This is a genomic window from Actinacidiphila epipremni, assembly GCF_012034175.1.
Lineage (GTDB): Bacteria > Actinomycetota > Actinomycetes > Streptomycetales > Streptomycetaceae > Actinacidiphila > Actinacidiphila epipremni.
The window spans coordinates 578,408-603,450 of sequence record NZ_JAATEJ010000001.1 but is presented as its reverse complement, the minus strand read 5'-3'; the positions used below and the strand labels follow the sequence as shown (position 1 = coordinate 603,450).

Here is a 25,043-nt window from a genome sequence, read left to right as displayed (position 1 = left end):
CGCCCCGCTGAGCGCTGAGCAGTGCAGGCTCGTGCGCCGGGCGCTCCAGTACACGCCTGGTGTCGCATCGGCGGAGACCGTGAAGACGGTGGCCGAGTCCGTACACCAGGCGCGCGACACCGAGCCGGGGACCGCTGCATGGCGTGAAGCCGTCGAGACGCTGGTCGAGCATACCGGCCCGGTCGTACGGCTCCTCTTGAACGCGCAGGTCCGTATCGCGGAGCTGGAGCAGCAGCTCGCCGCCGCCATCGGGACGACGTACCGCGAGGCCGCCCACCTGCTGGAGGCGACCGAGCGCGACGACGACGCGGTGAACCTGCTCTACACCCAGGCCGCCGCCCACCTGCGCGCGAGCGAGGACAGCGAGCCCGAGACCCCGGCCGGCCGCGCCGCCCGCGAGATCCAGGACCTCCACGACCCGGCCGTCATCGGCTACCTCATCGGCATCGGTGCCCTGCGGCTGATCCTCCACCCCCGCACCTGGCAGGAGTGGCAGGACTGGCAGCGGCGCCTCGGGTGCCTGATCGGCGAGGCGACGTACCGCGGGGGGACCGCGACGGCGCATGGCCTGTGGCGCGGCGTGCCGGTGGTGGCGGTCTGCCACCTGGACCGGCTGCCGAAGCTCACCGAGGGCGGTGAGGGCAGGTGATCACCACGCTGCGGTGCGCCCTGGCCGCCGCCCTGCCGCTGTACACCGCCATCGGCGCCGAGGACGCGCACCACCGCCGGGCCGAGGCCCGCGCCGAGATCGCCCGCACCCTCGCCGCCGGCCGCACCCCGGCCCGCGAGCTGTACGCCGCCGCGCACCTGGGCCGCCACGCCGTCATCCCCACCTGCCCGGAGTGCGGCGGGCTGCTCACCGACTGGCACGTCTGCAAGGAGCCGAAGCCCCGATGAAGCTGTTCTCCCGTCGTCGGCCATCGCCGTCGGATCTGGCGCCGGTCCCGGTGCCGCCGCCCGCCGCGCCCAAGGCCGCCCTCGACCCCGCCCCGGTGCTGTCCCGGGCGGAGTTCACCCCGCCTCCCGAGCCCGCCACCGCCCGCCCCGCGCCGCAGTTCCAGCCCGGCCGGTACGTCGTCACCTACGACCGGCTCGGCCCGCACCGCCTCCTTTCCCTCGCCCCGCTCACGGTCGTCGCCGACAGCGCGGCCGACCTCGCCGAGCAGATCCGCACCGACCTCACGCCCTTCGTCGGCGCTACCGAGCGCATCGAGGTCACCGTCGACATGCTCGTCTCCGGCGGAAAGATCACGGCCCGCGGCGTCTCCGGCACGTTCACCTTCACCCGTGGGGGTGCGCGGTGACGGCCTTCGCCTTCGCCCCCGCCACCCGCGAGCAGGCCACCGAGATGTACCGGCGGTGGCTGGAGCAGCACCCGTCGCTGGCGGAGGCCGCACGCCGGGAGCTGGCGGGCCGGGACCTCATGTGCTGGTGCCCCCTGCCCGCCCCCGGCCAGCCCGACCACTGCCACGCCGCCGTGCTGCTGGAACTGGCGAACGGGGGTGAGCGTCCTTGAGCACCTTCAGCGCGGCGATGGTCGCCGCCCGCGACCAGGCCCAGGCGCTCGTGCGCGACCTGTCCGCGACCGAGCCGGTCCTCTTCGCCGACTTCCCCTCCGGAGAGGGGTGCACCTGGTGCGACTGCCCAGTGACCGCCCCCGACACCGTGCCCTGCGGCGGCTGCACGCGGCCGGCCACCACCGTCCTGCGGCTCTACCGCGCAGGCGAGCAGGCCGACGTCTGGCCGGTGTGCGACAGCCACCTCGGTGACGCGCGACGCGTCATCGCGATCTACGTCGCCTCCACGGCCCCCGGCTGACGGGCCCGCGGGCCCGGCGCCGCCTTCCCCCGGCGCCGGGCCCGCCTTCACGGACCACAACCAGCACAACCCCAAGGACTTCCGTGACGAACACCCCTGACGCGCCGCCGAACCTGCGGGTCGCGGCCGACGAGCTGCACGCCGCCAGCCTCTGCGTCCTGCCCGTCAAGGCCAACGGCACCAAGCAGCCGGACGTCCGCAGCTGGACCTCCTACAAGGTCAATCGCTCCACGCCCGCCGAGCACGACGCCTGGTTCGGCGACGGCCGCCGTACCGGCATCGGAGTCGTCTACGGCGCGGTCAGCGGCAACATCGAGATGATCGAGTTCGAGGGCCGCGCCATCGCCGAGGGCCTGCTCGACGAGGTCACCGACATCATGATCGGGTCGGGCCTCGGCGACGACTGGGACGCGATCACCACCGGGTGGGTAGACCAGTCGCCCAGCGGCGGCCTGCACTTCCGCGCCCGCATCGTCGGCGCCCCCGTGCAGGGCAGCATGAAGCTCGCGTCCCGCCTGGCGCGCGAGGACGAGTTCACCCCCGAGGAACGGCAGCGCCTGGCCGAGAAGCCGGGGGCCAAGCCCCCGATCCGCGTCCTCATCGAAACTCGCGGCGAGGGCGGATACGGGGTCGTCGCGCCCTCGCACGGCAGCGTCCACGCCAGCGGCCGGCCGTACGTCCGGATCAGCGGCAGCCCCGCCACACTGCCGGAGATCGACGCCGACCGGATGGACGCGGTACGCGAGGTCTGCCGCATGGTCGACGCCGTCCCGAAGCAGGAGACGCCGGCGAGCGCACCGCGCGACGTGCGGCCGATCGGCGAGGGCGGCCTGCGCCCGGGCGACGACTTCGACGCCCGCGCCGACTGGGCGGACATCCTCCAGCCGCACGGCTGGACCTTCGTCCAACAGCGGGGCCGCACCCGCTACTGGCGGCGCCCCGGCAAGGATCGGGGCGTCTCGGCGACCACCGGCCGCGCCGCAGACGCCGACCGGCTGTACGTCTTCACCACCGGCACAGAGTTCACCGCCGAGGTGCCCTACACCAAGTTCGGGGCCCACGCGCTGCTCAACTTCGGAGGCGACCACAAGCGTGCCGCCGCCGACCTCAAGCGGCAGGGCTATGGACGCGCACCGGAGCGCCGCCGCATCGGCTCGACCTCGCCGCGGGCCGCCGCGTTCAGCGACGGGAGCACCGCGCTGGACCCGGCCGCCGAGCCGGACGAGCAGGCGGCCGGCGGGCCCGCGCTGCATGTCGTTCCGCAGGGTCGCCCCGAGCTGGACATCACCAACGAGGCCGATGCGCTCGACGGCGTTCTCGGACTGATGGCGGACGGCCAGCTGCCCGACCTCTACAAGCGGTCCGGCGGCCCGGTGTGGGTGCACACCGACGACAACGGCAGTCCGATCATGCAGCAGCTCGGATCGGACAACTTGCGCGCCTACCTGGCGGACCACGTCGGCAGCTTCGTGGTGAAGACCGACCCGCGCACCGAGCAGAGCGAGGAAGTCCGCGAGCTGTTCATGCCGAAGACCTGTGGCACGATCCTGGGCCGCAAGGACTGGCCGCTGCCGCCTCTGCGCGGCGTCGTCACCAGTCCCGTCGTCAGGCCGGACGGGAGCCTGATTCAGTCCCCCGGATACGACCCGGCCACCGGCCTCTACCTGCACCCTCGCGTCCCGCTGCGGCGCCTCCAGCCGCACGTCAGCTCTGAGAGCCTGACGACTGCGCGCCGGATCGTCCTGGACGAGATGCTGCACGACTTCCCGTGGACGCAGCCAGCCGACCGCGCGCACATGCTCGGCGGCCTGCTGACGCCGATCCTGCGCCCGTACTTCCACGGACCCACCCCGATGCTCGTCATCAGCGCGACCGCGCCCGGCAGCGGCAAGAGCCTGCTGAAGGACATCTTCAAGGCGCTGTACGGCATCGCCGACACCGCGTGGCCGGAGAACGACACCGAACTGCGGAAGAGCATCACCACGCAGCTCTACACCACAGGGCAGCCCGTTGTCGTCCTCGACAACCTCCCCAACGGACACGTGATCAAGTCGCCGGTCATCTCCGCCCTGCTCACCCAAGAGCACTGGGGCGACCGCGTGCTCGGCTCTACCGCGTCCGTCACCATGCCCAACGACCGGTTGTGGGTCGTCACCGGCAACGGCCTGCGCACCGGCGGCGACAACGGACGCCGGACGCTGTGGGTCCGTCTCGACCCCGACTGCCCCGACCCCGACCAGCGCGACGGGTTTCGCGTAGGCGACCTCCGCCCCTGGCTGCGCGCCCAGGCGTCCACCGTCGTCGCCGCCCTCGTCACGATGGTCCGCGCCTGGCTGGCGGCCGGCGCACCCACCATCCGCACCCGCAAGGGCGACTACTCGGAGTGGGCCACCATCGTCGCCGGCCTGCTCGGCTTCCTCGGCGTCGAGGGATGGATGACCGACCGAGACGACCTTGTCGGCCAGGACGACGAGGTACTGGAGTGGGCTGCCTTCCTGGCCGCCTGGCAGGACAAGCTGGGTACCGAGGCCCACCCGGTCAGCAAGATCCTGGCCGCGCTGATCGACGTCGTCCCGCGTGACCACCGGACCGGTGAACCGCCGTCCGCGAACAGCCTGGGGCACTGGCTCAAGGCCCGCGACGGCCGCTACTTCGACGGCATCAAGCCGGTCCTCGTCCTCGACCGCCGCAACAAGCGGAACCTGTGGCGCGTCCAGCCGTCCGGCGTTCTGGCAGGCGCGCGATGACCGCACGCTGCGGGGATGTGCGGGGATGGGGGCGGGGATCTACGCGAGCCCCCGCACGCGGCCCCATCTGCGGCGATGCGGGGATGCGGGGACTTGCGGGGACCCCGTCCGTCCGTCTGCACACGCAACACGACCGGTGCGTACCGCACATCGCACATCACCACGCAGCGAACGCACCACCGGGCTTCTCCTCACTGCGCAGAGCTTGGAGAGATCCCCGTAGATCCCCGCATCCCCGCAAAACCACAGCTCAGCACCGTGCGGAGGCTCCCGTAGATCCCCGCACCCATCCCCGCACATCCCCGCAACAGTCGAGGTGAGGACTTGACCTTCCAACTCCGGCCGTACCAGGCCGACACCATCAGCGCACTGGAGAGCGCGTGGGCCGAGGGCCGCAATCGGCTCGCGGTCGTGCTGCCCACCGGCGCCGGCAAGACCGTGACGTTCGCCGGCCTGATCGCCTCTCGGGACCGCGCAGAGCTGCTTCCCGGCCGGGCCCTCGTCATCGCCCACCGCGAAGAGCTGCTGCACCAGGCCGCCGAGAAGATCCGGGCCGTCGTCCCTGACCGCACCGTGGGCATCGTCAAGGCCGAGCGCGACGAGACCTTCGCCGACGTCGTCGTGGCCAGCGTCCAGACCCTGGCCGTGCCGAAGCGGCGCGAGGCCCTACGCGACGTCGGCCTGATCATCGTGGACGAGTGCCACCACGCCGCCGCCCAGACCTACCTCGACGTCCTCCGGCACTTCGGCGCCTGGCGCGACGTGCCGACCGCCGGATTCACCGCGACCCTGGCCCGCGGCGACGGCGGCCTCGGCGACGTGTGGACCGGCGTCGTCTACCAGCTCGACATCCTCGACCTGATCGAGGCCGGCCACCTGGTCGACGTCCGCGGGAAGCGCGTCGTGGTCGACGGCCTCGACCTCGACCGCGTGAAGACCAGCGCCGGCGACCTCGTCGGCGGGCAGCTCGGCCAGGCACTGGAGGACTCCAACGCCGCGGCCGTGGTCGCCCAGGCGTACCGCGAGCACGCTGCCGACCGGCCCGGCGTGGTCTTCACGCCCACCGTCAGCAGCGCCCAGGTGATGGCCCAGGTGATGACCGAGGCCGGGATCCCGACCGGCGTGGTGTGGGGCGAGATGCCCCGCGAGGAGCGGCGAAGCGTGCTCGCGCGGTACGGCGCCGGCGACCTCCAGGCGGTGGCCAACTGCATGGTGCTGACGGAGGGCTTTGACGCGCCGCACACCAGCTGCGCCGTGATCGCGCGCCCGACCAAGTCCCCGGGGTTGTACGTGCAGATGGCCGGCCGGGCGCTCCGGCTCAGCCCCGAGACCGGCAAGCGCGACGCGCTGATCCTCGACGTGGTCGGCGCGAGCACACGTCACAAGCTCGCCAGCATCGTCGACCTCTCGTCCGAGGCCGTCGCGGAGGTGCGCGAGGGGCAGTCGCTGCGCGCCGCCGCCGAGATGGCCCGCGCGGTCCCGCCCACCGTCCTCCCGGTCCTGCGCGTTGAGGACATCGACGTCTTCGGCGGCTCCCGGATCCGCTGGCTGCGCACCTACCGGGGCACCTGGTTCATCCCGGCCGGCGAGCTGCTGCTCTTCCTGACCCCCGACCACACCGCAGGCGGCTACCGCCTCCGCAAGTGGGCGAACGGTCAGACGATTTCGCCCCCGCGCGACGAGGCATTCGACCTCGTCGACGCCATGCACTGGATGGAGGCACACGCCCGCCGCGCCGTCAGCTCCGCGCTGCTCACCCGCGCGGCCAGCTGGCGGTCCGGCCGTCCCACCGAGCGGCAGCTGAAGTTCTGCCGGTACCACCGCATCCCGGTCCCGCCCGGCGCGACGGCCGGCGACGTCGCCGACCTCCAGGACGTCCACCGCGCGTCGGCCCGGCTCGACACGGCCCTGGTCGGTGCGGCATGACTGGCCGGCCGCAACAGCTCGCGGGTCTGCTCCACGTCGTCCTCGGCGACCAGCCGGCGGCTCGCTACGACTGCCACCGCTGCGGCACCACCGAGGGCCCCGTCACCGGGCCCCGCCCGGTCGCCTCGTTCGTCGAGCACGTCCGCGCCGTCCACGCGGGACGCTGCCCCGCCCGGGCCACCACGTGACCGGCCGGGCCTGTCGTTACCAGGCCCGGCCGCGCCCCATCTCACCACGAAGGAGAAGCAGATGCTCACCATCCCGACCGACCTCGACCGCTGGCACCCGAACGACGTCACCGCGTGGCTGCGCGACATCGAGGACGACCCGACCGTGACCGACGCCGAGTTCGACCAGGCGCAGGCCGCCGTCGACGAGGCGCTGCTTGGCACCACCGCCCAGGCGTAACCGAAGGAGACGACCACCCATGACCGAGCAGTCCCTCACCCCCCAGCCCGCCGACATCGCCACCGAGCTGGGCCACGCCAGCACGGATACCACCGCGGCCTACACCCTGCCCGCGCTCGCCGTCGCCTGCCCTGCGTGCAGCTCGGAACCCGGCGCCCTCTGCACCTCGCACGGCGGAGCCCGCGTACGGCGGCACGACGTCCACCAAGCCCGCACCAAGGCGTACAACGACCGCCATGCCGAGACCGCGCAGCCGCGTACCTCGCCCGGCCCGGCCGCGACCGTCGGCTTCATCCTCGACCGCCTCGATCGCGGCAAAACGCCCTCCGGCACCGAGCTGCGCAGCCTTCGGTCCTGCGTCGCCGAACTCGTCCGACAGGCGAGCCTCGCCGACTCGGTCACGGCGAAGACCAAGGAACTGCTGGCGCGTCGCACCCTGGCCCTGCGCGAGCGTGCCAAGCGCGCCGAGGCGAGCCTCGCCCGCGTCCACGAACTGGCGGACGAGGTCGACGACCAAGCCTGGCGAGCACCCGGCACCGAGGTTGCCCTCCGGATCCGGAGCGCGATCCGCGGCTACGGCGACGAGTGATGGGGTTCGGCCTCCCGCTCCGCGGGCCCGTCGAGCCGGAGGTGAGCACCGCCCCGACGCTCACCTACCGGGCCACCAACGGCGACGAGGTGCAAGTCGACGAGCAGGCCCCCACCGCCGCCCGCGAACGGGCTATCGCCCGCGGTCTCCTCCTCCACGCGCTCAGCCTCATCGACGCAGCAGACCGGCCGCACTGACCCAGATCGTTCGGGCAGTGCGCATCAAACCCCCGCCACGGCCCGCCACCAACCACCGGAAGGACACCTGAAATGCGCATCGGACACCGCTGCAAGTGCCGGCATGGCGACCTCAGCCACGGCTCCGACAAGAAAGGCCCGATGTCCTGCGGTTGCGCCGGCTGCACCACCCTCTGCCGCCGCAGCGACAAGCCCGAGCTGCTGCCCACCTTCGACACGAAGGGCCGCAGCATAGAGCGGATCGTGCCGCCCGGCGACCAGCTCAGCACCGAGGGCGACGCCGGCGGTCCGCGGACGTGCGACTGCGACGCCTGCAAGGCGCTGTACGCCGAGTTGACCGGCACCGAGTTGGAGCCCGCTGGCGCGTAGCCGCGAGTCGACATTCTGATCCGCTCGGGGCGGCGCCAGCCACCAGACCCGCCGCCCCGGGCGCACCACCCGGAGGAACCATGTCCACCTGCGGACTGTGCGAACAGCACCAGGACGCCGACGCCCACCTCTGCCAGGCGTGCGTCACCACCACAGCCCAGCGCCTCGCCGCGTTCCCGTACCTCTACCGCAACCTCGCCGACGAGCTGGTACCGCTCGGCTCGAACTGGCCCCGCCAGGACGGCGGCGGCGGCACCCGCGTGGACGCGCCGCTGCCCGTCGTCGAGCACCCCCTGGTGCTGCGCGCTGGCGGCGGCATCGTCGGCGTCCTGGAGGACTGGCAGGCCGGCCTCCACGCCGAGCGCGGTTGGGCCGAGCCGGTCATCCCGGCCGGCGTGGAGCCGCGCGTTCGTGCCGCTGCGGCGGCCCTGTCCGCCCATCTGCCGTGGATCGCCGCGCATTGGCCGGAGGCCGGCACGCTCGCGCGGGAGGTCGCCGACCTGTACGCCGAGATCACGTCGATCGTGGCGCCGCCGGTACGCACCACCCGCATCGGCTACTGCCCGGCGCTCCGCGACGGCCAGGCGTGTGGCGCTGTGCTGCGCATGGAGCGCGGAGCCGACGTGATCACCTGCCCGTGGTGCCAGGCCGAGTACCCCGGGCGGCTGTGGATGTGGCTCCGGGAGGTGCAGGCCGACGTCAGCCCTGCGGTTTCGGCGGGCGGCTGGGGAGAGAGTCCGTCTCGTGCGTGAGCCAGCGCAGGAAGCCGACGATGTGCGCCTGCATGTCCGAGCCGACCTCGGAGACGGCCGCCTGGGCCCGCGCGTACAGCTCGGGTTCGGGCCGGAACGTCTTCGCCGGGTGCTTGTGGACTGAGGGCATGACGCGATTTTCGCACGGTGTATTGCCACCCGTCTACGGTCGTGCGTAGAGTGGTGGCTAGCCACCTTGAGCGGCTGAAACGCTAAAACGGCCCACGGCCGGTGCTACCAACACCAACCGCGGGCCTGACCGACCACCTGACGAAACCAGGAGACCGGCTTCATGGATCTTCCCACGCGCTCCGGCCCGCCGGCCGTCGAGCCCCACCCCGCCGGGTGCCACCTCTGCGGCAGCACCACCGGCCCCCTGCTCCCGGACCCCATCGCCGAGCAGGGACAGCTCATCTGCTCCCGCGGCTGCCAGACCGCACCGACGACCGACGCCGCCGCGAAGGACACCCGCAAGGGCGAGTCCACGTTGTCCAGCGACGTCCTCGACCTGCTCGCCGCCATCCGCGACGCCACCGGCCTGCCGCTGCCCAGCACCGCCGACGCCGACGAGATCGCCTGGCGCAACCTGATGCACCGGCGCCTCATCGACCTGCACGCCGTGCTGTCCGTCTCCCTGAGCCCGGAGTACGTCGCCCGCCTCGACCCGGCCGAGCTGGCCGCGGACCTGCGCGCCCGCACCGCTGCCGCCCCGGTCACCTACACCCTGTGGCAGCCCGCCGCCCTCACGGCGGCCGAGGTGGACGCGTGCACCGTCTGCCGCCGCCCGTTCGACCCGGCCGACACCCGGTGGGACGGCGCCGCCCGCCACCGCGACACCACCTACTGCCGGGCCTGCGTCAACCGCTGCCACGACACCGAGATCGCCGACCACCGCTGCCCCATCTGCGCGCGAGGTGACCGATGACCGGCCGCCCCCTCACCCGCACGCAGGCCGGCGTCCTGGGCGCCGCCATGCTCGGCATGCTCGCCATCGGCGCCGCCGGAGCCCGCGGCACCTACTCGAACCTGACCAGCATCTACAGCGGCTCCACCGCGCTCGGCGCTGTCGCCGCGGGCGAGGGCGCCACCCTGATCCTCGCGCTCGCCTACGTGGGCCTGGTGATGCTGGGGCAGGGCGCCCCGCGCACCGTCCGCGCCGGCCTCTGGCTGCTGCCCGCCGTCGGCTCCGCCCTCGGCGCCGTCGCCGCCGGCGGTGCGCGCACCACCGTCGTCTACGCGGCCACGCCGTTGGCGATGGTGGCAGCCGCGGAGGGCGTCGGGCTGCTCGCCCGGCGCATCGTCGTCCGGACCACCGGGGAGGACGTCGAGGCCCGCCGCCGTACGGCCGCCGCCGTACGGGCACTCGCCTACGAGCAGGCCCGCGCCGAGCGCCACCCCGACGAGGCCGTACGACAGCGTGCGGCACGCCGGGCCTGGCGCCTCGCGCGCCGCGTCGGCGCCGACGACACCGCGCTCGGCGAGCAGCTGCTCGACGTCCAGCGGGTCCGGCTCACCGAAGGCGCCGACGCCGCGCTCGCCGCGATGTTCGCCCCCGCCGTCACACCCGCCCGTGACGCCGTGGGCACGAGCGTGACGCCCGCCCTCGACCCCGCGCCCGAACCTGCCGTCGAACAACCCCCCGCGGCCGAGACCGGCACACCCGTGCCCGGCGCCGTCACGCAGGTCATCGAGCCGGAGGCACCTGCCGCCGCCCTCGCCGAGCTGGCCGTGGTCGCGGGCGTGCCCACGCCTACCCCCGGCGACGCGCTGAGCGGCGAGCAGCTGGTCGTCGTACTCCGCTGGCTGCGCTACCAGGAGGACCCGCCCCGGTCCTACCGCGCCGCCGTCACGGCCTTCCGTGACGCCGGGTACGTCGGCAGTGAAGAGCGTGTACGCCGGGCCTGGGGCGACCTCATGTCCCGCGAGGAAGACGGCACCACCGCCCGCTGACGGACCGCCCCGGTCGTCGCCGCCCCCACCGGCGCGGCGTCGGCCGAGGCCGCCCGAGCGGCCCGCAGACCGGCGAGCCCCGGCGAGCGCCCACCACGGCGCAGACCCGGCGAGCAGACCCGCGCGCGACCCCACGCCACACCACCCCGGAGACCACCGTGCCCAGTGCCGTGCTCCTCGTGCTCTTCCTGGCCGCCATGGTCGGCGCAGCCCTCGCGCTGCTCGCCGTCGACCGCCGCGCGCTCCCGCCCGTGCTCGCCACGGCCGCGCTGGTCGTCGCCGTGGGTGGCTACGTGGCGTTCCTCTTCGCGCTCTAAGGACGCAACCACCATGACCATTCCGCACTCCGTCACCCTCGGCGGCATCGCCGTCGGCTCCTGCTGCGTAGCCGCCTACGCCGTCTACTGGTGGTTCCGCGAGGGCCACAAGGGCGGGGCCCTCGTCCCGTTCATCCTCGCCGCCGCCTACGGGATGCTCCTCACGCTCTCCGGGGGCGGCCTGCTCGGCTGGGCCGCGCGCACCACCCTATGGGGCGCCAACCAGGTCGGCGACAAGACGCTCAAATACGGCGTCGGCGGGACCACCATGGATGTCACCCGCGCCCGCCAGCTCGTCCTCGACCCCGGCGGACACGTGGTCGTCCTGCTCGTCACCGTCGTCCTGCTCGCCCTGTGGAAGTGGGCGAAGAAGCTCCGCTCCTGGAAGCTCGCCGTTGGCCTGGTCGCCGGTATCTGCCTCGCCCTGTCCGGCACCGTCGCCGGAGCCGCCGCCGTCCCTCTCGGCGATGGCGTCAACACCCTCGGCGCCGCCTTCACGAAGGCGATGGCCCGATGACCGACACCGACCTCAGCCGCGCAGAGACCCGCATCGCCCGCGGCATCGACCAGCTTGCCCGCTCCGCCGCAGCCTGGTTCGCCGCCGACGACGTCGACGAGCACCGCACCCGTACCGCCCTCGGCCGCACCCTCGGCGGCGGCATCGCCGCGTGGGTGGTCGGGGGAGTGGCCTACGAGCTGGGCCCGGTCGCCTGGGGGAGCGCCGGCGCGCTCGCCGTCCTGTCCGTCCTCGTTGCCGGAGCCCCGGAGACCGAGGCCGAGGACGACGACCAGGACGACGCGGACGACGAGCCGGCCGAGGACGATGCGGACGACGAGCCGCCGCTCGACTTCGACGACTTCCTCGACCTCATCCACGACGTCGCCGGCGGCGGCAACGTCCACTTGACCGCCATCGGCGCCCAACTCGCCGCCGAGACGGGTCGGCAGTGGGACGTCCTCGCCCTGTGCCGCGCCGCCGGCATCCGCACCCGCCAAGTCCGCGTGCCCGGCGCCGACCCCGCCGTCACCACCGGCATCCACCGCACAGACCTGCCCCCGCTCCCCCAGCCCGATCCGGCTCCAGGCGGGGTTGTTGCCGCAGGTCACACCGACAACAACAACAGCGACAACACGACCAAGACCGCGATCGGAGAGGGGGGCCTGCTCGTCAAGCACGGCCCCGTCGACCGGCAGGAGGCCCGCCGATGATCCACCGCGCGCTCACCCGGCTCGGCGTCCTCGCCGCCGATGGCGGCCGGTTCACCACCACCTACTGCGCCGCCTGCGGCGGGTGGATGCCCATCGGCCACGGATGCCAGAACGGCAACCGCTGACAGAAAGGAACATCGTGATCGACGCGTACACCGACCACGACGACTACATGGACGACGAGGACGACGACACCACCGAAGAGTGGCAGCCCGGCGAGTGTGACAACTGCTACGGCGGCGACGAGAACGGCGTCACCGCCACCGGCGCCCTCGGACCTCTCTACTGCGCCTGCCGCATCGGGCAGGGCGCCGACGCCGAGAACTGCCGCTGCGGGCCTCCCACCGACAGCGACGCATAACACCCGCCCCGACCGCCCCCCGGCGGCCACGGCCCGCCGGGCACACCCCGGCGGGCCACCCCGATGAGAGGATCGACACCATGAGCGACAAAACCGACGCCGCCTGGGCCGCCATCGCCGCCGCCGGCGCCACCCCACCCGGCACGGTCGAGCACGACGAGGCCATGGCCCGAGCAGAGGCCGCGGTCGCCGCCGCCGAGGACGAACACAGCGACGAGTAGCCGCACATCGCCCGGCGGAAGCGCGGCACACTGGGGGCATGGAGCCCCTGTTCGTCCCCGCCGGCCACATGACCGCCCGGCAGGTCGCCGACACCCTCGGCATCGGCCTGCCGGGCGTCCGCAAGCTCGTCCAGCGCGGCCAGCTCGCCCGCGCCGGCGGAAGCCAGCGCCAGCCCTACTACGACACCGAGCAGGTACTCGCGCTGTGGCGTGACCGCGAGGCCGCTTGACGCCAGGTCACAGCCGGTGTCACGATCTTTCCGCACACGTATGCCCGCAGGCCCCGAGACGACCACGGTCCGGGGCCTGCGGCATGTCCAGCACCGGGAGGCATCCATGTAGCCCAGCGTCGGCCGCATCGTCCACGTCAACCACGACGGCACCTGCACCGCAGCCATGATCACCGGCGTCACCAGCCAGGGCGTGGTACTCACCGTCTTCCGCCCCCACGGACCGGAAGCCCCCGGAGGTGACCCCCGGTGCCCACCCGCCCCCCATCCCGATGCGCCGAACCCGGCTGCCGGGAGCTGACCACCGAGGGCAGGTGCGACGAGCACAAGCGCCGCCCCTGGGCCGGCCGGGACGACAAGGCCGCCCGGTACGACGGCATCAGCAGCGGCGAGTGGCGAGCCCTCAAGGCCCGCATCGCCCGCCGTGACCACGACACCTGCTACCTGTGCGGGGCCGAGCCCGACCCCGACGACCCCGACGCCGAGACCTACGTCCTGGACCACAAGACGCCCGTCGCCGAGGGCGGATCGGCCCGTGACCTCGACAACCTCGGCCTGCTCTGCCCGTCCTGCGATCGCGTGAAGAGCGCAGCTGAGGCCGAGCGCGGGCGACAGCGGTATCTCGCCCGCCGCCGAGGAATCACACCCCCCTGACCTGCGGAAACGCACCCCCCCCGGGCTGGTCTGAAGCACCCCCCCCGGGGGAAAATCCCCCCGGGGATGCACCCCCCTGACCTGCGGTTTTACGGCAAACTGCACAAACGTGCAGGTCAGAGCGCTATAACTCCCGCGCACAGGCGCCGACTTCGCGGGCCCCGAGACAACTCCCCCGGCGCCGGGCGGGCTGAGCACATCGCACGAACATTGCAACCCCCTGACCTGCGACTTTACGCAACTCTCCACAAAAGCGCAGGTCAGAGGCTTGCAGTCAGGTCAGGTGCCAGCGGGGGCAGAGCGCGGGCCGCACGCGAGCCTCTGACCTGCACTTTTACGCCGAACTGCGCAAAAGTGCAGGTCAGAGCGTTGCAAGCCCTGTGAGACTGCGTGCATGTCGAGCACGACGCACCCGATACGTACGGGCCGAATCCGACGCCACAAACGTGCAGGTCAGAGACTCGCGGCGCGATGACCCAACCCGCCCGATCCCCTACCCCCCCCCGGGGGAAGGGGAGTCCAGATTTCCAGGCTGACCGGCTGGGGACCCGCCGCGGTCAACTCGGCGCGTGCGTGCACAGAATCCCATGGGGGGGGTCAGCCGGGCCACGGTGCTCCGACCTGCGCTTTTGTAGCGACTACAGGGGGTGACGAGATGGGCCGGACCCCTCAGCCTGCCGCGCTGAAGCTGATCAAGGGCCGGGCGCCGGGCAAGGACTCCGCCGGGCGCGAGGTGAACTCCGGCCCCGCGTTCAAGCGGCTGCCGCCGGAGGCGCCGGAGTGGCTGTCGGACGAGGCCCGCGCGGAGTGGGACCGCGTCCTTCCCGGCCTGGCTCGGCTGGACCTGCTCAAGCCCGAGGACGGCGCCGCGCTGGCGGCCTACTGCGAGGCCTGGGCCACCTTCCGCGAGGCGACCGAGACGGTGCAGCGGGAGGGGCTGACGACCGACGCGAAGCAGGGGACGCTCCCGCACCCGGCGGTCGGCATCGCGCGGGCGGCCGGCCGCGAGCTGCGGGCGTGGGCGGGCCACTTCGGGTTGACACCCTCGACGGAGCAGGCCCTGGCGAGGGGGTCGGAGAATGAGCCGGACCCCGACAACCCGTTCGGGTAGGACGAAGACCCCGCCGACGCCGGCCGCGTACCTCGACGAGGAGCTGCTGGCCCGGCTGAAGATCTCGCCCGAGGTCGCCTGGTACCTGACCCAGCGGGGCATCCCGCTGCCGGACTGCCCGCCGCTGATCAAGACGCCGGAGCCCCGGGACGAGCCCGGGGCGGTGTTCGACGCCGAGCGCGTCGACCGCGTGCTGCGGGCGTTCGAGAAGCTGAGGCACACCCAGGGCGCACTCGCCGGGCAGCCGCTGCGCCCGGACCCATGGCAGGTTGCCTACATCCTGGCGCCGATCTTCGGGTGGGTGCACTGGGACGACGACGCCGACATGTACGTGCGGATCATCCGCGAGGTCTACGTCGACGTGCCGCGGAAGAACGGCAAGACGACGCTCGGCGGCGGTATCGCGCTGTACATGATGGGCGGCGACGGCGAGCCCGGCGCGCAGGTCATCACGGCGGCCGTGACGAAAGAGCAGGCGGGGCTGCTGTTCGGCCCGGTCAAGGCGATCGTGGAGAAGTCGCCGGCGCTGAAGCGGGTCATGCAGCCACTCGCCTCGGTGATCCTCCACCCGAAGACCGACAGCTACTTCAAGCCGGTGTCGTCTCTCGCGGGCGCGCAGCACGGCCTGAACCTCCACTGCGGCCTGGTCGACGAGCTGCACGAGCACAAGTCGCCCGAGCTGGTCGAGACGATCGAGTCGGGCACCGGCTCCCGCAGGCAGCCGCTGATCTTCATCATCACGACCGCGGACGCCGGCAAGAAGGAGTCGGTCTACGGGCGGAAGCGGGAGCGCATCGAGCAGCTGGCCCGTGGCGCCTTCCGGGCGCCTGCGGTGTACGGCGTGGTGTTCGCCGCCGAGAAGGACGATGACCCGTTCGCCGAGGAGACGTGGAAGAAGGCGAACCCGGGCTACGGCATCAGCCCGACCCGGGCGTACCTGCGGACCGCGGCGGACAAGGCGAAGCAGTCCCCGGCCGAGCTGGCCTCGTTCTTGCGGCTGCACCTGGGCATCCGCACCAAGCAGGTCACGAAGTACCTGACGCTGGAGTCGTGGACGGCCAACGGCGCCCTGGTCGACGAGGAGAAGCTGCGCGGCGGTGAGGCGTACGGAGGCCTCGACCTCGGGGCCGTGTCCGACCTCAACGCACTCGCCTGGCTGTTCCCCGACGACAGCGACGGCAGCGTTGACCTGCTGGTCCGATTCTGGACGCCTGAGGACAACATCAAGGATCTGGACCGCCGCACTGCGGGGAACGCCTCGGTGTGGGTCCGTGAGGGCTGGCTGAGGACGACGCCGGGCAACGTCACGGACTACGACGTGATCGGGGCGCAGATCCGCGCCGACCTCGACGCCTTCGATGTCAAGAGCCTGGGGTTCGACCGGTGGTCGTCCACGCCGCTGACGAACTCGCTGGAGGGCGAGCGCGCTCCGCTGGTCGGCGTCGGCCAGGGGTACAAGACCATGTCGCCCGCGCTGAAGGCGGTGAAGCGGCTGCTGCTCCAAGGCGAGAAGCAGGTGCGCGCCGGCGGGCGCCCGATGCTGCGGCACGGGGGTAACCCGGTCATGGCGTGGATGGTCGACAACCTCGCTGTCGCGATGGACGCGGCCGGGAACGTGAAGCCGGACAAGTCCCATGGCGGCGACAAGATCGACGGTGTGAGCGCTCTCTGCGACGCCATGTCCGAGGTGCTGGCCCGCCCGCCCAAGCGCAGGTCCGCCTACGAAGACGGCGAGTTCGAGGTCATCTGACGAGAGGGGGCCGCTGTGGCGTGGTGGCGCAGGAAGGGCCGGCTCCCTCGGGGCACGGTGATCACCCCGGACGGGCTGCTGGTGACGGCGAAGGCGGCGCCGGTGCGCGACGGGGTGCTCGCCACCTTCGAGGGGCTCGACAAGCCGTGGACGTACAACGGCACGGTGATCGTGCCCGACCCCGGCGTGCCGCTCGCGGCCTACGGCGGGGTGACGGCCTACGACGTGTGGCGCACCCAGCCATCCGTGCGGAAGGTCGTGGACTACATCGCCCGGGCGCTGGCCACGATCCCGTGGCACGTCTACGAGCGCGTCAGCGACACCGACCGGCGCCGGGTGACGGATCATCCGCTCGCGCAGCTGCTCGCCGCACCGGGGCCGGGCCGTTCGCCCTCCCGGCTATGGCACAGCATCATCGTGGACTGGCTGATCCACGACCGGTGGGCGGCCACACTGCTGCCGTCCGCCGACACGGCCAGTGGGTGGGAGCTGCGCCGGAAGCCCGCGCGCCGCTTCCACGTGCTCGCGGACGACGACGACCAGCCCGCCGCCCTGTACGTGGCATACGGCGACGGCCAGGCGGCCGTCGTGCCGGTCGGGCAGGCCGGGCCCGCGGGCGAGCGGTATCTGTTCGACTCCGGCTACGCGGCGTGGGGCGCGGACGGCACCAGCCCGATGGAGACGCTGCGGCAGCTGCTCGACGAGCAGCGCGAGTCCGTGGAGTACCGGCGGCAGGTGTGGCGCAACTCCGCCCGCACGCCGGTCGTGATCGAGCGGCCAGCCGACGCCCCGTCCTGGTCCTCGGACGCGAAGACCCGATTCCTGGAAGCGTTCAAGCGGTTCATCGGCCGCGGGGCGGAGGCGGGCGGTACGCCGATCCTGGAGGACGGCATGCGGCTCGTTCCCGTGCAGGCGTTCTCCCCGAAGGACACCACTGACATCGAGGGCCGCCAGCTCTCCGACGCGGAGGTGGCCTCGGCGTACCACATCCCTCCGGAGCTGGTAGGCGCCCGAGAGGGCACGTTCAGCAACTTGGACGCGTTCCGGCAGATGCTCTACACCCACAGCGTCGGGCCGGACATCACGATGCTGGAGGACGTCCTCAACACGCAGCTGGTGCCGCTGCTCGCGCCGGGCTCGGCGCTGTACGTCGAGGCGAACGTCGCGGCCAAACTCCGCGGTAGCTTCGAGGAGCAGGCGTCGCTGTTGCAGACCGCGGTCGGGGCCCCGTACATGCTGCGGGCGGAGGCCCGCGCGAGGCAGAACCTTCCCTACATCGAGGGCACCGAGGAGCTGGTGACGCCGCTGAACGTGGTGACGGGCGGCCTCGCGTCCCCTACGGACACGGCGCCGAAGGCGGGCGGGCCGGTCCCAAAAGCGGTCGGCCGTCCGGGGGGAAGGCCGGGCGGCCGGATGATCTCGCGACCTTCGAGGTCGAGCGGGACGCCTTCACCGACGCGCTGACGGCGTGGGCGCAGGGGCAGGCTGACCGGCTGCTTGATGCGTCCGGGGTGAAGGCGGACGGCGACGGGCCGCCGGACTTCTACGAGCTGTGGGCTGCGTCCTCGCCGGAGCGGCAGGCGCAGCTCGCGGCCCTGATCCAGGGCTACGGGTTCCGGCTGGCGCAGATCGGCGCCTGGTCGGTGCTCGACGTCTGGAACCCGGGCGCGGACGGCTGGGACGCCGCGGTGATGGAGGCCTGGCTGGCGAAGGCCGCGGCCTCGCACGCCGAGCAGTACGAGCAGGCCGGCCACGCCGCCGCTGTGGCGGCCGTAGTCGACGAGGGCGACTGGCGCGACAACCTCCGTACGGGCATGGCCGCGTGGGTGTCGGCCGGCGCGACCCGCGCGACCACCGCGGCGACCGAGGCCCGGTCCTTCGGCGGCCACGACGCGGCCGGCGCGTCCGGGCTCACCCGGAAGGTCTGGCGCACCGGCGGGCGCAACCCCCGGCCCTCGCACAAGGCGCTCGACGGCGAGGCCGTCGCGCTCGACGACGTGTTCGGCAACGGCCTGCGCTGGCCCGGCGACGGGCTCGGCGACGCCAAGGAGACCGCCCGCTGCAACTGCGACCTGGACTACGAGCGAGAGGGGGGCTGACCGTGCCCCGCACCAAGGAGTGCAAGGCCCACATCAAGGCCGCCGGCCCCGCCGATGGCCTGGAGGTCGGCCAGTTCCGTGCGCTGGTCAGCGTGTTCGGCAACCAGGACTCGATGGGCGACGTGGTGGCGCCGGGCGCCTTCGCTGACGTCCTCGCGCAGTGGAAGGCGTCCGGCGATCCCATCCCCGTGCTGTGGGCGCACAAGTGGAGCGACCCGTTCAGTCACCTCGGGCGGGTCCTGGAAGCCACCGAGACCGCCGATGGCCTGGAGGTTCTCGGCCAGATCGATGATCTCGACACCAACCCGACCGCCAAGCACGTGCACGGCCTGCTCACCGGCCGCCGCGTCAAGCAGTTCAGCTTCGCCTACGACGTCGGCGAGGGCGGGTGGATCGAGACCGACGACACCGACACCTACCCGTGGGGCGAGTACTACGAGATCCGCCGGTTCTCCGCGCTCTACGAGGTCGGCCCATGCCTGGTCGGCGCGAACCAGGAGACCGCGTTGCTGGCGGCCAAGGCCGCGGACCTCGCCCGCGGTGTGAAGGAAGGCCGCGTCCTCGCGCAAGCCCACTACGAGCGTCTGACCGCCGCGCACGCCGCGATCGGCGAGGTCCTCGCCGCCGCCGAACCGGCCAAGGCCCGGCACACCCCGAAGACTTCCGCGCCCCCCGCCGCCCCGGCCGCGGGCGCGGCCACCCCCGAGCAGCAGACCGGCCAGCCGCCGGCCGACCCGACCGCCGCCACCGAACCAGTGCCCGCGAAGTCGACGGCCCCCACGCCCGCCCAGGTCGCCGCATGGGCCGACATCACCAACCTGACGATGGAGAGTGCATCATGACGCTGCGCGAGCAGCTCAAGGCGGCCCTGACCCGAGCGGCAGAGATCGCCCAGGCCGCGAAGACGGACGGCCGCGACTTCACCGACGATGAGGTCAAGGAGATCACCGACCTCAAGGCGAAGGTCACCGACCTGACTGCGAAGGTCGAGGCGGCCGATGCTGCCCAGGCCGCCGCTGACGAGATGGCCGGGAAGGCGGCAGCCGGCGACGGTAAGCCCGCGCCGAAGCTGACCGGCGTCAAGGACCGGCAGGAAGTCTCCGACCTGGCGACGTTCGGTGAGCAGTACGTCAAGTCCGAGGCGTACACCGCGTGGCGGAAGTCCGCGGGGACCGGCTTCGGCAATGGCACCCCGATCAGCATTCCGTCCGTCCAGGCTGGCAGCCTGAAGGCGTTCGTCCGCGGTGTCCGCGAGGGCCGCCGGGCGATGAAGGCCGACCCGGCGCCGCTCCAGGTCGGCCTCGGGCACGTCCAGAACATCAGGCTGCCCACCGTCGACCTGACGGTGCCGCCGCAGCTGACGCTGCTGGACCTGATCGACACCTCCGGCCACATCGACGGCCCGAGCTTCGAGTACCTCCAGATCACCAGCGTGACTCGCGGTGCGGCGATCGTGCCGGACGAGATCCTGCCGGGCGACACCACCGTCAAGCCGCTGTCGACGCTGGGCACGAACCTGGCCACCGCGAAGGTGTACACCTACGCGGACGGCTACACGGTGACGAACCAGATGCTCGCGGATGCCGGGGGTCTGGCCACCTACCTGAACGCGAACCTCGGTACGAACATCAACTCGGTCGTCGAGGACATGATCCTCAACGGCACCGGGGCGGACGGTGAGCCGACCGGCATCATGCACACCACCGGCGTGCAGTCCCAGGCGTTCGACACCGACATGGTGGCCACCCTGCGGAAGGCCATCACCAAGCTCGCCAAGATCAAGAGCCCGATCACGGCCGTCGCGGTGAGCGCTGAGGACGACGAGGCGTTCGACCTGATGAAGGACGCGGACGGCCGGTACCTGGGCCAGGGCCCGTGGTCGTCCGGCCCCGGCACGATCTGGGGGCGCCCGCGTGTCGTCTCCGACGTCATCCCGCAGGGCACTGCGATCCTCGGCAACTGGTCCACCGTGTCGCTGATGGACCGCGAGGGCCTGTCCGTCCTGGCGTTCAACCAGCACGCGGACTACGCCCGCCGGAACCTCACCTACGTCCGCGGGGAGCTGCGGGCGGCGCAGGCCATCTGGAAGCCCGCGCAGCTGTGCGTCGCCGACCTCGCGGCCTGATCGGAGGACACCATGCCCGAGCACAAGATGCTCACGATCAACGGTGTCCGGGTCCGGACTGAGGATGCCCACCGGTACCGGCCGGCCGCCGTCCCCGAGCCGGCCCCCGCGGCGCCCGCCGTGCCGTTCGACCCGGCCTCGGCGAACGCCGACCAGGTGCTGACGTACCTCGGCACGGTCGGCGCTGCCGAGGCCGCGCGGGTCCTGGACGCGGAGGCCGCGGGCAAGAACCGTGTCGGCATCACCAACCGCCGCGAGCAGCTGCTCGCGGCGGCGGCCGAGCGCGACGGGGGCACCGGTGGCGCTGCCACCTGAGCCGTACCTGGCCGACCCGGCCGACCTGGCGGTGTGGCTGCCGGTGCCCGCGGACGACCCGAAGCTGCTCGCCGCCCTGGCCGCGGCGAGCAAGCGGTTCGCGGGCGCCGTGCGCCACCCCGTGCGGGCGGTCCTCGGCGACACCACGACGCTGTACGGGGACTGCACGGACCGGCTGCTGCTGCCCGCGGCGCCGGTCCTGCGGATCGTCTCGGTGACCGTGGACGGCACCGCGCTGGAGGCCGGCACCAGCTACAAGGTGCGGCGCGACGCCAGTGTGCTGCGGCGCATCGGGGACGTGTGGCCGGACTGGGCCGAGGTGGACGTCGTCTGGGACCACGGGTACGACCCGATCCCCGACGACGTCCAGGAGGTCGTCATCGACCAGGCCCGCAGCCTGTTCCGGGTGCAGCCCGGCGTCCAGACGATCCAGGCCGGCGGCGAGGCCATCACCTACGGGGCGCAGGCCGCGGTCGGCGTGACCGCCCAGTGGACTACCGCCGTCGAGCGGTACCGACTCAACCGGGGAGAGAGCCCGTGACCAGCAAGTACGTCAACCTCAGCACCCTCGCCGAGGGCGAGACCGCCAACCCGAACCAGGCGACCGCCGATCTGGTCGTGGTCGGCGGGGACTTCGCCGGCGGCGCCGCCGCGGGCGACACCATGACCGGCACCGCCACCGCGCAGGCCGACAGCACCGCGACCGACGTCGCGGGCCTGCTGGCGGACTTCAACGCGCTGCTGGCCCTGCTCCGCGCGCGCGGCGTCCTCGCCAGCGCCTGATGTTCGATCAGTCCGTCACGCGCGTCCGCGCGGGCACGCGCACGGACCGCGCCGGTAACACGGTGCTCGACTGGACGCTCGCCGAGCGGACCGAGATCGGGCACCTGTCCGTGCAGCCCACGGTGCAGCAGGAGACCGCGACCACGGACCGGCCCGCGCTGGTCGTCACCGGCTGGCACGTCCTCAGCGAGCCCGGAACGGCGCCGGACATCCTGGCGTCCGACCGGATCGAGTTCGGCGGGCTGACGTGCGAGGTGGTCGGCGAGGTCGCGGCGTGGCCGGACCCGCTCGACGGCGGCACCCACCACGTGGAGTGGTCCATGCAGCGCATCACCGGGTAGGAGGTGGCCGCCGTGCTGGAACGCCTGGAGCTCGACACCCGCGGGGTGCGCGAGGTGCTGAAGTCCGCGGAGATGCGGCAGATGGTCAACGGGGCCGCGCTCGACATCCAGGTGCGGGTGCGGGCCAAGGTCCCGCCGGGCACGCGGGTGGTGCTCCATCCGTACACCACCGACCGCGATGCCGCCGCGGTCACCGTGGAGGACGTGCGGGCGATGGCGTGGCAGGCCCGCTCCGGGATCCTGACGCGGGCCGCGGGCGAGGCCGGCGTCGAGGTCCGCGCCTGGGGCGCCCGGTGAAGCCGCTGGTGGTGTTCGGCGACGTCCAGGCCGCCGCCGTCAGCGTGCTCCGAGCCGCACTCAGCGCCCGCGGCGAGGACTACGCGGCCGGAGCCGAGGTCGGCACGCTGGTGCCGGGCGACCGATCGCCGGAGACACCGCACCTGCCGTACGTCCTGGTCGCCAAGGACAGCGACCTGCCGCACTCCTCGATGGCGAACGCGCGCGTGACGCTGCGGGTCACGGTCTGGCATGCCGACGCCGACCAGGCGCACGACCTCGCGCAGCTGTGCCAGGGCCTGCTCCTGGTGCACTCCGGCCCGGTGATCCGCGGCTGCCGACCGGCCACCGGCCCGCTGCCCGCGCGCGACGAATCCGGCGTGGATCTCTCGACATTCACGGTCCTGGCGAACGTCAAGCCCACCGTGCTCACGGCCTGACGGCCACCCACCGCGGCACCTCTACCCGACCGACAGAACGGAGGCGCCGATGTCCGGCGACCCGACACTCGCGAACTTGTGGACCGACGCCGACGTCCTCGTGTCCCCCAACCTCTCTGCGACCCTGCCCGCCGACGCGAACACCCCGTTCGGCCCGGACTGGAACCTCGTCGGCCTGCTCGACGGGGACGACGGTTTCCCGGAGACCCGTGACGAGGACACCGACGACAAGTTCGCGTGGGGCGGCATCCTCGTCCGCACCAGCCGCCAGCACTTCAAGCTCACCAAGAGCTTCACTGCACTGGAGGACAACCCGACCACCCGCGCGCTGATCTGGCCGGGCTCGACGGACACCCAGATCGTCGTGCCGCGCCCCGCCCGCGTCCTGGTTGCGTTCGAGACCCGCGAGGGCGACAAGGTGCGGCGCCTGATCACCGCCCTGTACGCCGAGTGCTCCCTCGACGGCGACCACGGCGAGAACGAGACCGACCTCGAATCGGCGACGATCGCGTGCACCATCTTCCCGACCGCCGGCGGTGTGCTCTTCCACCGCCAGTCCACCCCGGTCCTGGAGTCCATCGAGGTCGCCCCCGCGACGCTCGGCGTGGACGTCGGCGAGATCGGCGCCCTCACCGCGACCGCGACCTACGACGACGGGTCCACTGCGAACGTGACGGCCGAGGCCACCTGGATCAGCTCGGCCCCGGCGACGGCCACCGTCACTGCGGGGTTCGTTACCGGCGTGGCCGCGGGCGCCGCCAACGTGTCGGCGAGCTTCGGTGGCCAGACGGACACCTGCGCGGTCACCGTCTCCGCCGGCTGACCTGAACCGCCGGGGCGCGGTGTTCGTCGCGGTTCGGCCGCGCCCCGGTGCACCACCTCACCGCGACACCACCGCGACAGGAGGTCCAGCAGTGCTGGAGTTCAGCGACCCCGAGATCCGGGCCAAGGCCGCGCAGCTCGGCCTCATCTACGAGGGCCATACGGTGCCCGCGCACCTGCGGTCCCGCGTCGTGGCCGCCCTCGTCGAGGAGCGCCGCGCCGAGACCGCGCAGCCGTCCGACGACGGCCCGTACGTCGGCGGTCAGATCACCATCCGGCCCGGTGCCGGCATCGAGCTGGACGGCAACCGTCTGCCCGCCGCCGCCGCGCCCGTCGAGATCACCGTCAGCGACGACCCCGCCGTTCCGAGCACCGTCCGCCTGACGCTGCTCGCCCACACCGTCCAGACCATCAAGGAGTAGAGCTGTGGCCACCACCCGAACCGCGACCGGTCGTCCCGACGACAAGCCGTTCGACTTCGACCTCAACGCCGTCCAGGCCGAAAGCGACCTCGCACCGTTCGTGTTCCGCTGGGCGAGCAAGGACGACCCGAACCGCCGCCTGACCATGGCCCACATGGAGGGCCTGGACGTCTGGCCGCTGATGGCCGCGGCCGAGGGCGGCGACGCCGCCGCCATGGCCGGGATCTTCCGTACCGCGCTCGGCGACGACTGGGACGAGTTCCGGAAGACCCCGCTGCCGCAGTACAAGATGAAGGCCCTGTTCGACGCCTACCGCAAGCACAGCGGCCAGGCCCCGGGGGAATCGCCGGCCTCGTCCGACTCCTGAGCGAGCACCGCGACGAGGTAGAAGCAGACCTGCGCGAGCACTACGGCGTCCGTCTCGGCGACCTGTTCCGGCGCGATGCCGCCGGCGGGCGTCTGTTGACGTGGCGGGAGCTGGCGGTGTTGGTGCGGCAGCTCCCCGCGGGCGCGCGCACGCGGCTCGCACAAGGGGACGCTGACGGCCTGTGGGGGCTGTCCGAGCACCTGACTGCACTCCTCATCGATGAGGTGCGCGTCGGGAACTGGCAGCGCGCGAACGAAGGCGCGAAGAAGAGCCAGCAGTCCAAGCCCCCGAGGCCCATCGCGCGCCCCGGCATCGGCCGCCGCAATGCCGACAAGGCCAGTCCGGAGCGGCAGGCGAAGAGGGCGGACGCGCGCCGTCGCGCCGCCGAGCGCCGTGCCGCGATCGCCCGCGGAGACATCACCTAGCGCGCACCGAGGGGGTGGC

General features: G+C 72.7%; 40 protein-coding genes. 39 read left to right on the top strand and 1 reads right to left on the bottom strand.

The window, feature by feature from the left end:
• Positions 1–88 precede the first annotated feature (88 nt).
• The 13 genes from HCN08_RS02570 (at position 89) to HCN08_RS02510 (ending at position 8,806) form a co-directional block, all read left to right on the top strand.
• Positions 89–649, top strand: a complete 561-nt coding sequence (locus HCN08_RS02570) for a hypothetical protein (protein WP_167981136.1) — start codon at positions 89–91, stop codon at positions 647–649.
• Positions 646–897 (top strand): hypothetical protein, encoded by a 252-nt coding sequence (locus HCN08_RS02565; RefSeq protein WP_167981135.1) that lies wholly within the window; start codon positions 646–648, stop codon positions 895–897. Before HCN08_RS02570 ends, HCN08_RS02565 begins: the two co-directional genes overlap by 4 nt.
• Positions 894–1,304 carry a hypothetical protein gene (locus HCN08_RS02560; RefSeq protein ID WP_167981134.1) on the top strand — a complete coding sequence of 137 codons (411 nt, stop codon included), beginning with the start codon at positions 894–896 and terminating at the stop codon, positions 1,302–1,304. Before HCN08_RS02565 ends, HCN08_RS02560 begins: the two co-directional genes overlap by 4 nt.
• Positions 1,301–1,516 carry a DUF4326 domain-containing protein gene (locus HCN08_RS02555; protein WP_206318194.1) on the top strand — a complete coding sequence of 72 codons (216 nt, stop codon included), beginning with the start codon at positions 1,301–1,303 and terminating at the stop codon, positions 1,514–1,516. The genes HCN08_RS02560 and HCN08_RS02555 overlap by 4 nt, the downstream gene beginning before the upstream one ends.
• Complete coding sequence (locus HCN08_RS02550) at positions 1,513–1,818, top strand: hypothetical protein (RefSeq protein WP_167981133.1); 306 nt, start codon at positions 1,513–1,515, stop codon at positions 1,816–1,818. Before HCN08_RS02555 ends, HCN08_RS02550 begins: the two co-directional genes overlap by 4 nt.
• 83 nt (positions 1,819–1,901) lie before the next feature.
• Positions 1,902–4,565: a bifunctional DNA primase/polymerase gene (locus tag HCN08_RS02545; protein ID WP_167981132.1), complete on the top strand. Its 2,664-nt coding sequence runs from the start codon at positions 1,902–1,904 to the stop codon at positions 4,563–4,565.
• Positions 4,566–4,889: 324 nt separating this feature from the next.
• Positions 4,890–6,491 carry a DEAD/DEAH box helicase gene (locus HCN08_RS02540; RefSeq protein WP_167981131.1) on the top strand — a complete coding sequence of 534 codons (1,602 nt, stop codon included), beginning with the start codon at positions 4,890–4,892 and terminating at the stop codon, positions 6,489–6,491.
• Entirely contained in the window at positions 6,488–6,679 is a 192-nt protein-coding gene (locus HCN08_RS02535) for a hypothetical protein (protein ID WP_167981130.1), read from the top strand. Before HCN08_RS02540 ends, HCN08_RS02535 begins: the two co-directional genes overlap by 4 nt.
• Positions 6,680–6,740: 61 nt before the next feature.
• Positions 6,741–6,899 carry a hypothetical protein gene (locus tag HCN08_RS02530; RefSeq protein ID WP_167981129.1) on the top strand — a complete coding sequence of 53 codons (159 nt, stop codon included), beginning with the start codon at positions 6,741–6,743 and terminating at the stop codon, positions 6,897–6,899.
• Positions 6,900–6,918: 19 nt separating this feature from the next.
• The gene (locus HCN08_RS02525; RefSeq protein ID WP_167980701.1) at positions 6,919–7,488 is read left to right on the top strand and encodes a zinc finger domain-containing protein; all 570 of its coding nucleotides are present in this window, start codon (positions 6,919–6,921) and stop codon (positions 7,486–7,488) included.
• Positions 7,488–7,685, top strand: coding sequence for a hypothetical protein (locus HCN08_RS02520; protein ID WP_167981128.1), 198 nt, complete (start codon positions 7,488–7,490; stop codon positions 7,683–7,685). The genes HCN08_RS02525 and HCN08_RS02520 overlap by 1 nt, the downstream gene beginning before the upstream one ends.
• Before the next feature lie 72 nt (positions 7,686–7,757).
• Positions 7,758–8,054, top strand: coding sequence for a hypothetical protein (locus HCN08_RS02515; protein ID WP_167981127.1), 297 nt, complete (start codon positions 7,758–7,760; stop codon positions 8,052–8,054).
• A gap of 80 nt (positions 8,055–8,134) precedes the next feature.
• A complete protein-coding gene (locus HCN08_RS02510; protein ID WP_167981126.1) occupies positions 8,135–8,806 on the top strand; it encodes a hypothetical protein in 672 nt (223 codons plus the stop codon).
• Here the strand turns inward: HCN08_RS02510 and HCN08_RS02505 are convergent.
• Positions 8,754–8,936: a hypothetical protein gene (locus HCN08_RS02505; protein WP_167981125.1), complete on the bottom strand. Its 183-nt coding sequence runs from the start codon at positions 8,934–8,936 to the stop codon at positions 8,754–8,756. The genes HCN08_RS02510 and HCN08_RS02505 overlap by 53 nt on opposite strands.
• Before the next feature lie 162 nt (positions 8,937–9,098).
• Here HCN08_RS02505 and HCN08_RS02500 point away from each other — a divergent pair, with 162 nt between their 5' ends.
• From HCN08_RS02500 to HCN08_RS02380, 26 genes are all read left to right on the top strand, one after another.
• Entirely contained in the window at positions 9,099–9,731 is a 633-nt protein-coding gene (locus tag HCN08_RS02500; RefSeq protein WP_167981124.1) for a hypothetical protein, read from the top strand.
• Positions 9,728–10,756 (top strand): hypothetical protein, encoded by a 1,029-nt coding sequence (locus tag HCN08_RS02495; protein WP_167981123.1) that lies wholly within the window; start codon positions 9,728–9,730, stop codon positions 10,754–10,756. Before HCN08_RS02500 ends, HCN08_RS02495 begins: the two co-directional genes overlap by 4 nt.
• A 158-nt stretch (positions 10,757–10,914) precedes the next feature.
• The gene (locus HCN08_RS02490; RefSeq protein WP_167981122.1) at positions 10,915–11,073 is read left to right on the top strand and encodes a hypothetical protein; all 159 of its coding nucleotides are present in this window, start codon (positions 10,915–10,917) and stop codon (positions 11,071–11,073) included.
• Positions 11,074–11,086: 13 nt separating this feature from the next.
• Positions 11,087–11,590: a hypothetical protein gene (locus HCN08_RS02485; RefSeq protein WP_167981121.1), complete on the top strand. Its 504-nt coding sequence runs from the start codon at positions 11,087–11,089 to the stop codon at positions 11,588–11,590.
• Complete coding sequence (locus tag HCN08_RS02480; RefSeq protein ID WP_167981120.1) at positions 11,587–12,282, top strand: hypothetical protein; 696 nt, start codon at positions 11,587–11,589, stop codon at positions 12,280–12,282. Before HCN08_RS02485 ends, HCN08_RS02480 begins: the two co-directional genes overlap by 4 nt.
• On the top strand, positions 12,279–12,407 hold the full coding sequence (locus tag HCN08_RS36040) for a hypothetical protein (RefSeq protein ID WP_265738140.1): 129 nt from the start codon (positions 12,279–12,281) through the stop codon (positions 12,405–12,407). The genes HCN08_RS02480 and HCN08_RS36040 overlap by 4 nt, the downstream gene beginning before the upstream one ends.
• A 14-nt stretch (positions 12,408–12,421) precedes the next feature.
• Positions 12,422–12,643 (top strand): hypothetical protein, encoded by a 222-nt coding sequence (locus HCN08_RS02475; protein WP_167981119.1) that lies wholly within the window; start codon positions 12,422–12,424, stop codon positions 12,641–12,643.
• Positions 12,644–12,723: 80 nt separating this feature from the next.
• The gene (locus tag HCN08_RS02470) at positions 12,724–12,864 is read left to right on the top strand and encodes a hypothetical protein (RefSeq protein ID WP_167981118.1); all 141 of its coding nucleotides are present in this window, start codon (positions 12,724–12,726) and stop codon (positions 12,862–12,864) included.
• Positions 12,865–12,902: 38 nt separating this feature from the next.
• Positions 12,903–13,094, top strand: a complete 192-nt coding sequence (locus HCN08_RS02465; protein WP_167981117.1) for a helix-turn-helix domain-containing protein — start codon at positions 12,903–12,905, stop codon at positions 13,092–13,094.
• A gap of 249 nt (positions 13,095–13,343) precedes the next feature.
• The gene (locus HCN08_RS02460; RefSeq protein ID WP_167981116.1) at positions 13,344–13,748 is read left to right on the top strand and encodes an HNH endonuclease; all 405 of its coding nucleotides are present in this window, start codon (positions 13,344–13,346) and stop codon (positions 13,746–13,748) included.
• A gap of 655 nt (positions 13,749–14,403) precedes the next feature.
• Entirely contained in the window at positions 14,404–14,859 is a 456-nt protein-coding gene (locus tag HCN08_RS02455; RefSeq protein ID WP_167981115.1) for a phage terminase small subunit P27 family, read from the top strand.
• A complete protein-coding gene (locus tag HCN08_RS02450) occupies positions 14,828–16,609 on the top strand; it encodes a terminase large subunit (RefSeq protein WP_167981114.1) in 1,782 nt (593 codons plus the stop codon). Before HCN08_RS02455 ends, HCN08_RS02450 begins: the two co-directional genes overlap by 32 nt.
• Positions 16,610–16,666: 57 nt before the next feature.
• Positions 16,667–18,073, top strand: a complete 1,407-nt coding sequence (locus HCN08_RS02445; protein WP_167981113.1) for a phage portal protein — start codon at positions 16,667–16,669, stop codon at positions 18,071–18,073.
• 47 nt (positions 18,074–18,120) lie between these two features.
• Positions 18,121–18,708 carry a hypothetical protein gene (locus tag HCN08_RS02440; protein ID WP_167981112.1) on the top strand — a complete coding sequence of 196 codons (588 nt, stop codon included), beginning with the start codon at positions 18,121–18,123 and terminating at the stop codon, positions 18,706–18,708.
• A 2-nt stretch (positions 18,709–18,710) separates the two neighbouring features.
• Positions 18,711–19,550, top strand: coding sequence for an HK97 family phage prohead protease (locus HCN08_RS02435; protein ID WP_167981111.1), 840 nt, complete (start codon positions 18,711–18,713; stop codon positions 19,548–19,550).
• On the top strand, positions 19,547–20,833 hold the full coding sequence (locus tag HCN08_RS02430; RefSeq protein WP_167981110.1) for a phage major capsid protein: 1,287 nt from the start codon (positions 19,547–19,549) through the stop codon (positions 20,831–20,833). Before HCN08_RS02435 ends, HCN08_RS02430 begins: the two co-directional genes overlap by 4 nt.
• Positions 20,834–20,845: 12 nt before the next feature.
• Positions 20,846–21,148: a hypothetical protein gene (locus HCN08_RS02425; protein ID WP_167981109.1), complete on the top strand. Its 303-nt coding sequence runs from the start codon at positions 20,846–20,848 to the stop codon at positions 21,146–21,148.
• On the top strand, positions 21,132–21,689 hold the full coding sequence (locus tag HCN08_RS02420; protein ID WP_322974181.1) for a mobile element protein: 558 nt from the start codon (positions 21,132–21,134) through the stop codon (positions 21,687–21,689). The genes HCN08_RS02425 and HCN08_RS02420 overlap by 17 nt, the downstream gene beginning before the upstream one ends.
• Positions 21,686–21,931 carry a Head fiber protein gene (locus HCN08_RS02415; RefSeq protein ID WP_167980700.1) on the top strand — a complete coding sequence of 82 codons (246 nt, stop codon included), beginning with the start codon at positions 21,686–21,688 and terminating at the stop codon, positions 21,929–21,931. Before HCN08_RS02420 ends, HCN08_RS02415 begins: the two co-directional genes overlap by 4 nt.
• Positions 21,931–22,272, top strand: a complete 342-nt coding sequence (locus HCN08_RS02410) for a hypothetical protein (RefSeq protein ID WP_167981108.1) — start codon at positions 21,931–21,933, stop codon at positions 22,270–22,272. Before HCN08_RS02415 ends, HCN08_RS02410 begins: the two co-directional genes overlap by 1 nt.
• Before the next feature lie 12 nt (positions 22,273–22,284).
• Positions 22,285–22,569 carry a hypothetical protein gene (locus HCN08_RS02405; protein ID WP_167981107.1) on the top strand — a complete coding sequence of 95 codons (285 nt, stop codon included), beginning with the start codon at positions 22,285–22,287 and terminating at the stop codon, positions 22,567–22,569.
• The gene (locus tag HCN08_RS02400) at positions 22,566–22,988 is read left to right on the top strand and encodes a hypothetical protein (RefSeq protein WP_322974180.1); all 423 of its coding nucleotides are present in this window, start codon (positions 22,566–22,568) and stop codon (positions 22,986–22,988) included. The genes HCN08_RS02405 and HCN08_RS02400 overlap by 4 nt, the downstream gene beginning before the upstream one ends.
• Positions 22,989–23,037: 49 nt before the next feature.
• Entirely contained in the window at positions 23,038–23,811 is a 774-nt protein-coding gene (locus tag HCN08_RS02395; RefSeq protein WP_167981105.1) for an Ig-like domain-containing protein, read from the top strand.
• A 91-nt stretch (positions 23,812–23,902) separates the two neighbouring features.
• The gene (locus tag HCN08_RS02390) at positions 23,903–24,232 is read left to right on the top strand and encodes a hypothetical protein (RefSeq protein ID WP_167981104.1); all 330 of its coding nucleotides are present in this window, start codon (positions 23,903–23,905) and stop codon (positions 24,230–24,232) included.
• 4 nt (positions 24,233–24,236) lie between these two features.
• A complete protein-coding gene (locus HCN08_RS02385; protein WP_167981103.1) occupies positions 24,237–24,599 on the top strand; it encodes a hypothetical protein in 363 nt (120 codons plus the stop codon).
• A 116-nt stretch (positions 24,600–24,715) separates the two neighbouring features.
• Entirely contained in the window at positions 24,716–25,024 is a 309-nt protein-coding gene (locus HCN08_RS02380; protein WP_167981102.1) for a hypothetical protein, read from the top strand.
• The last annotated feature ends 19 nt before the right edge of the window (positions 25,025–25,043 follow it).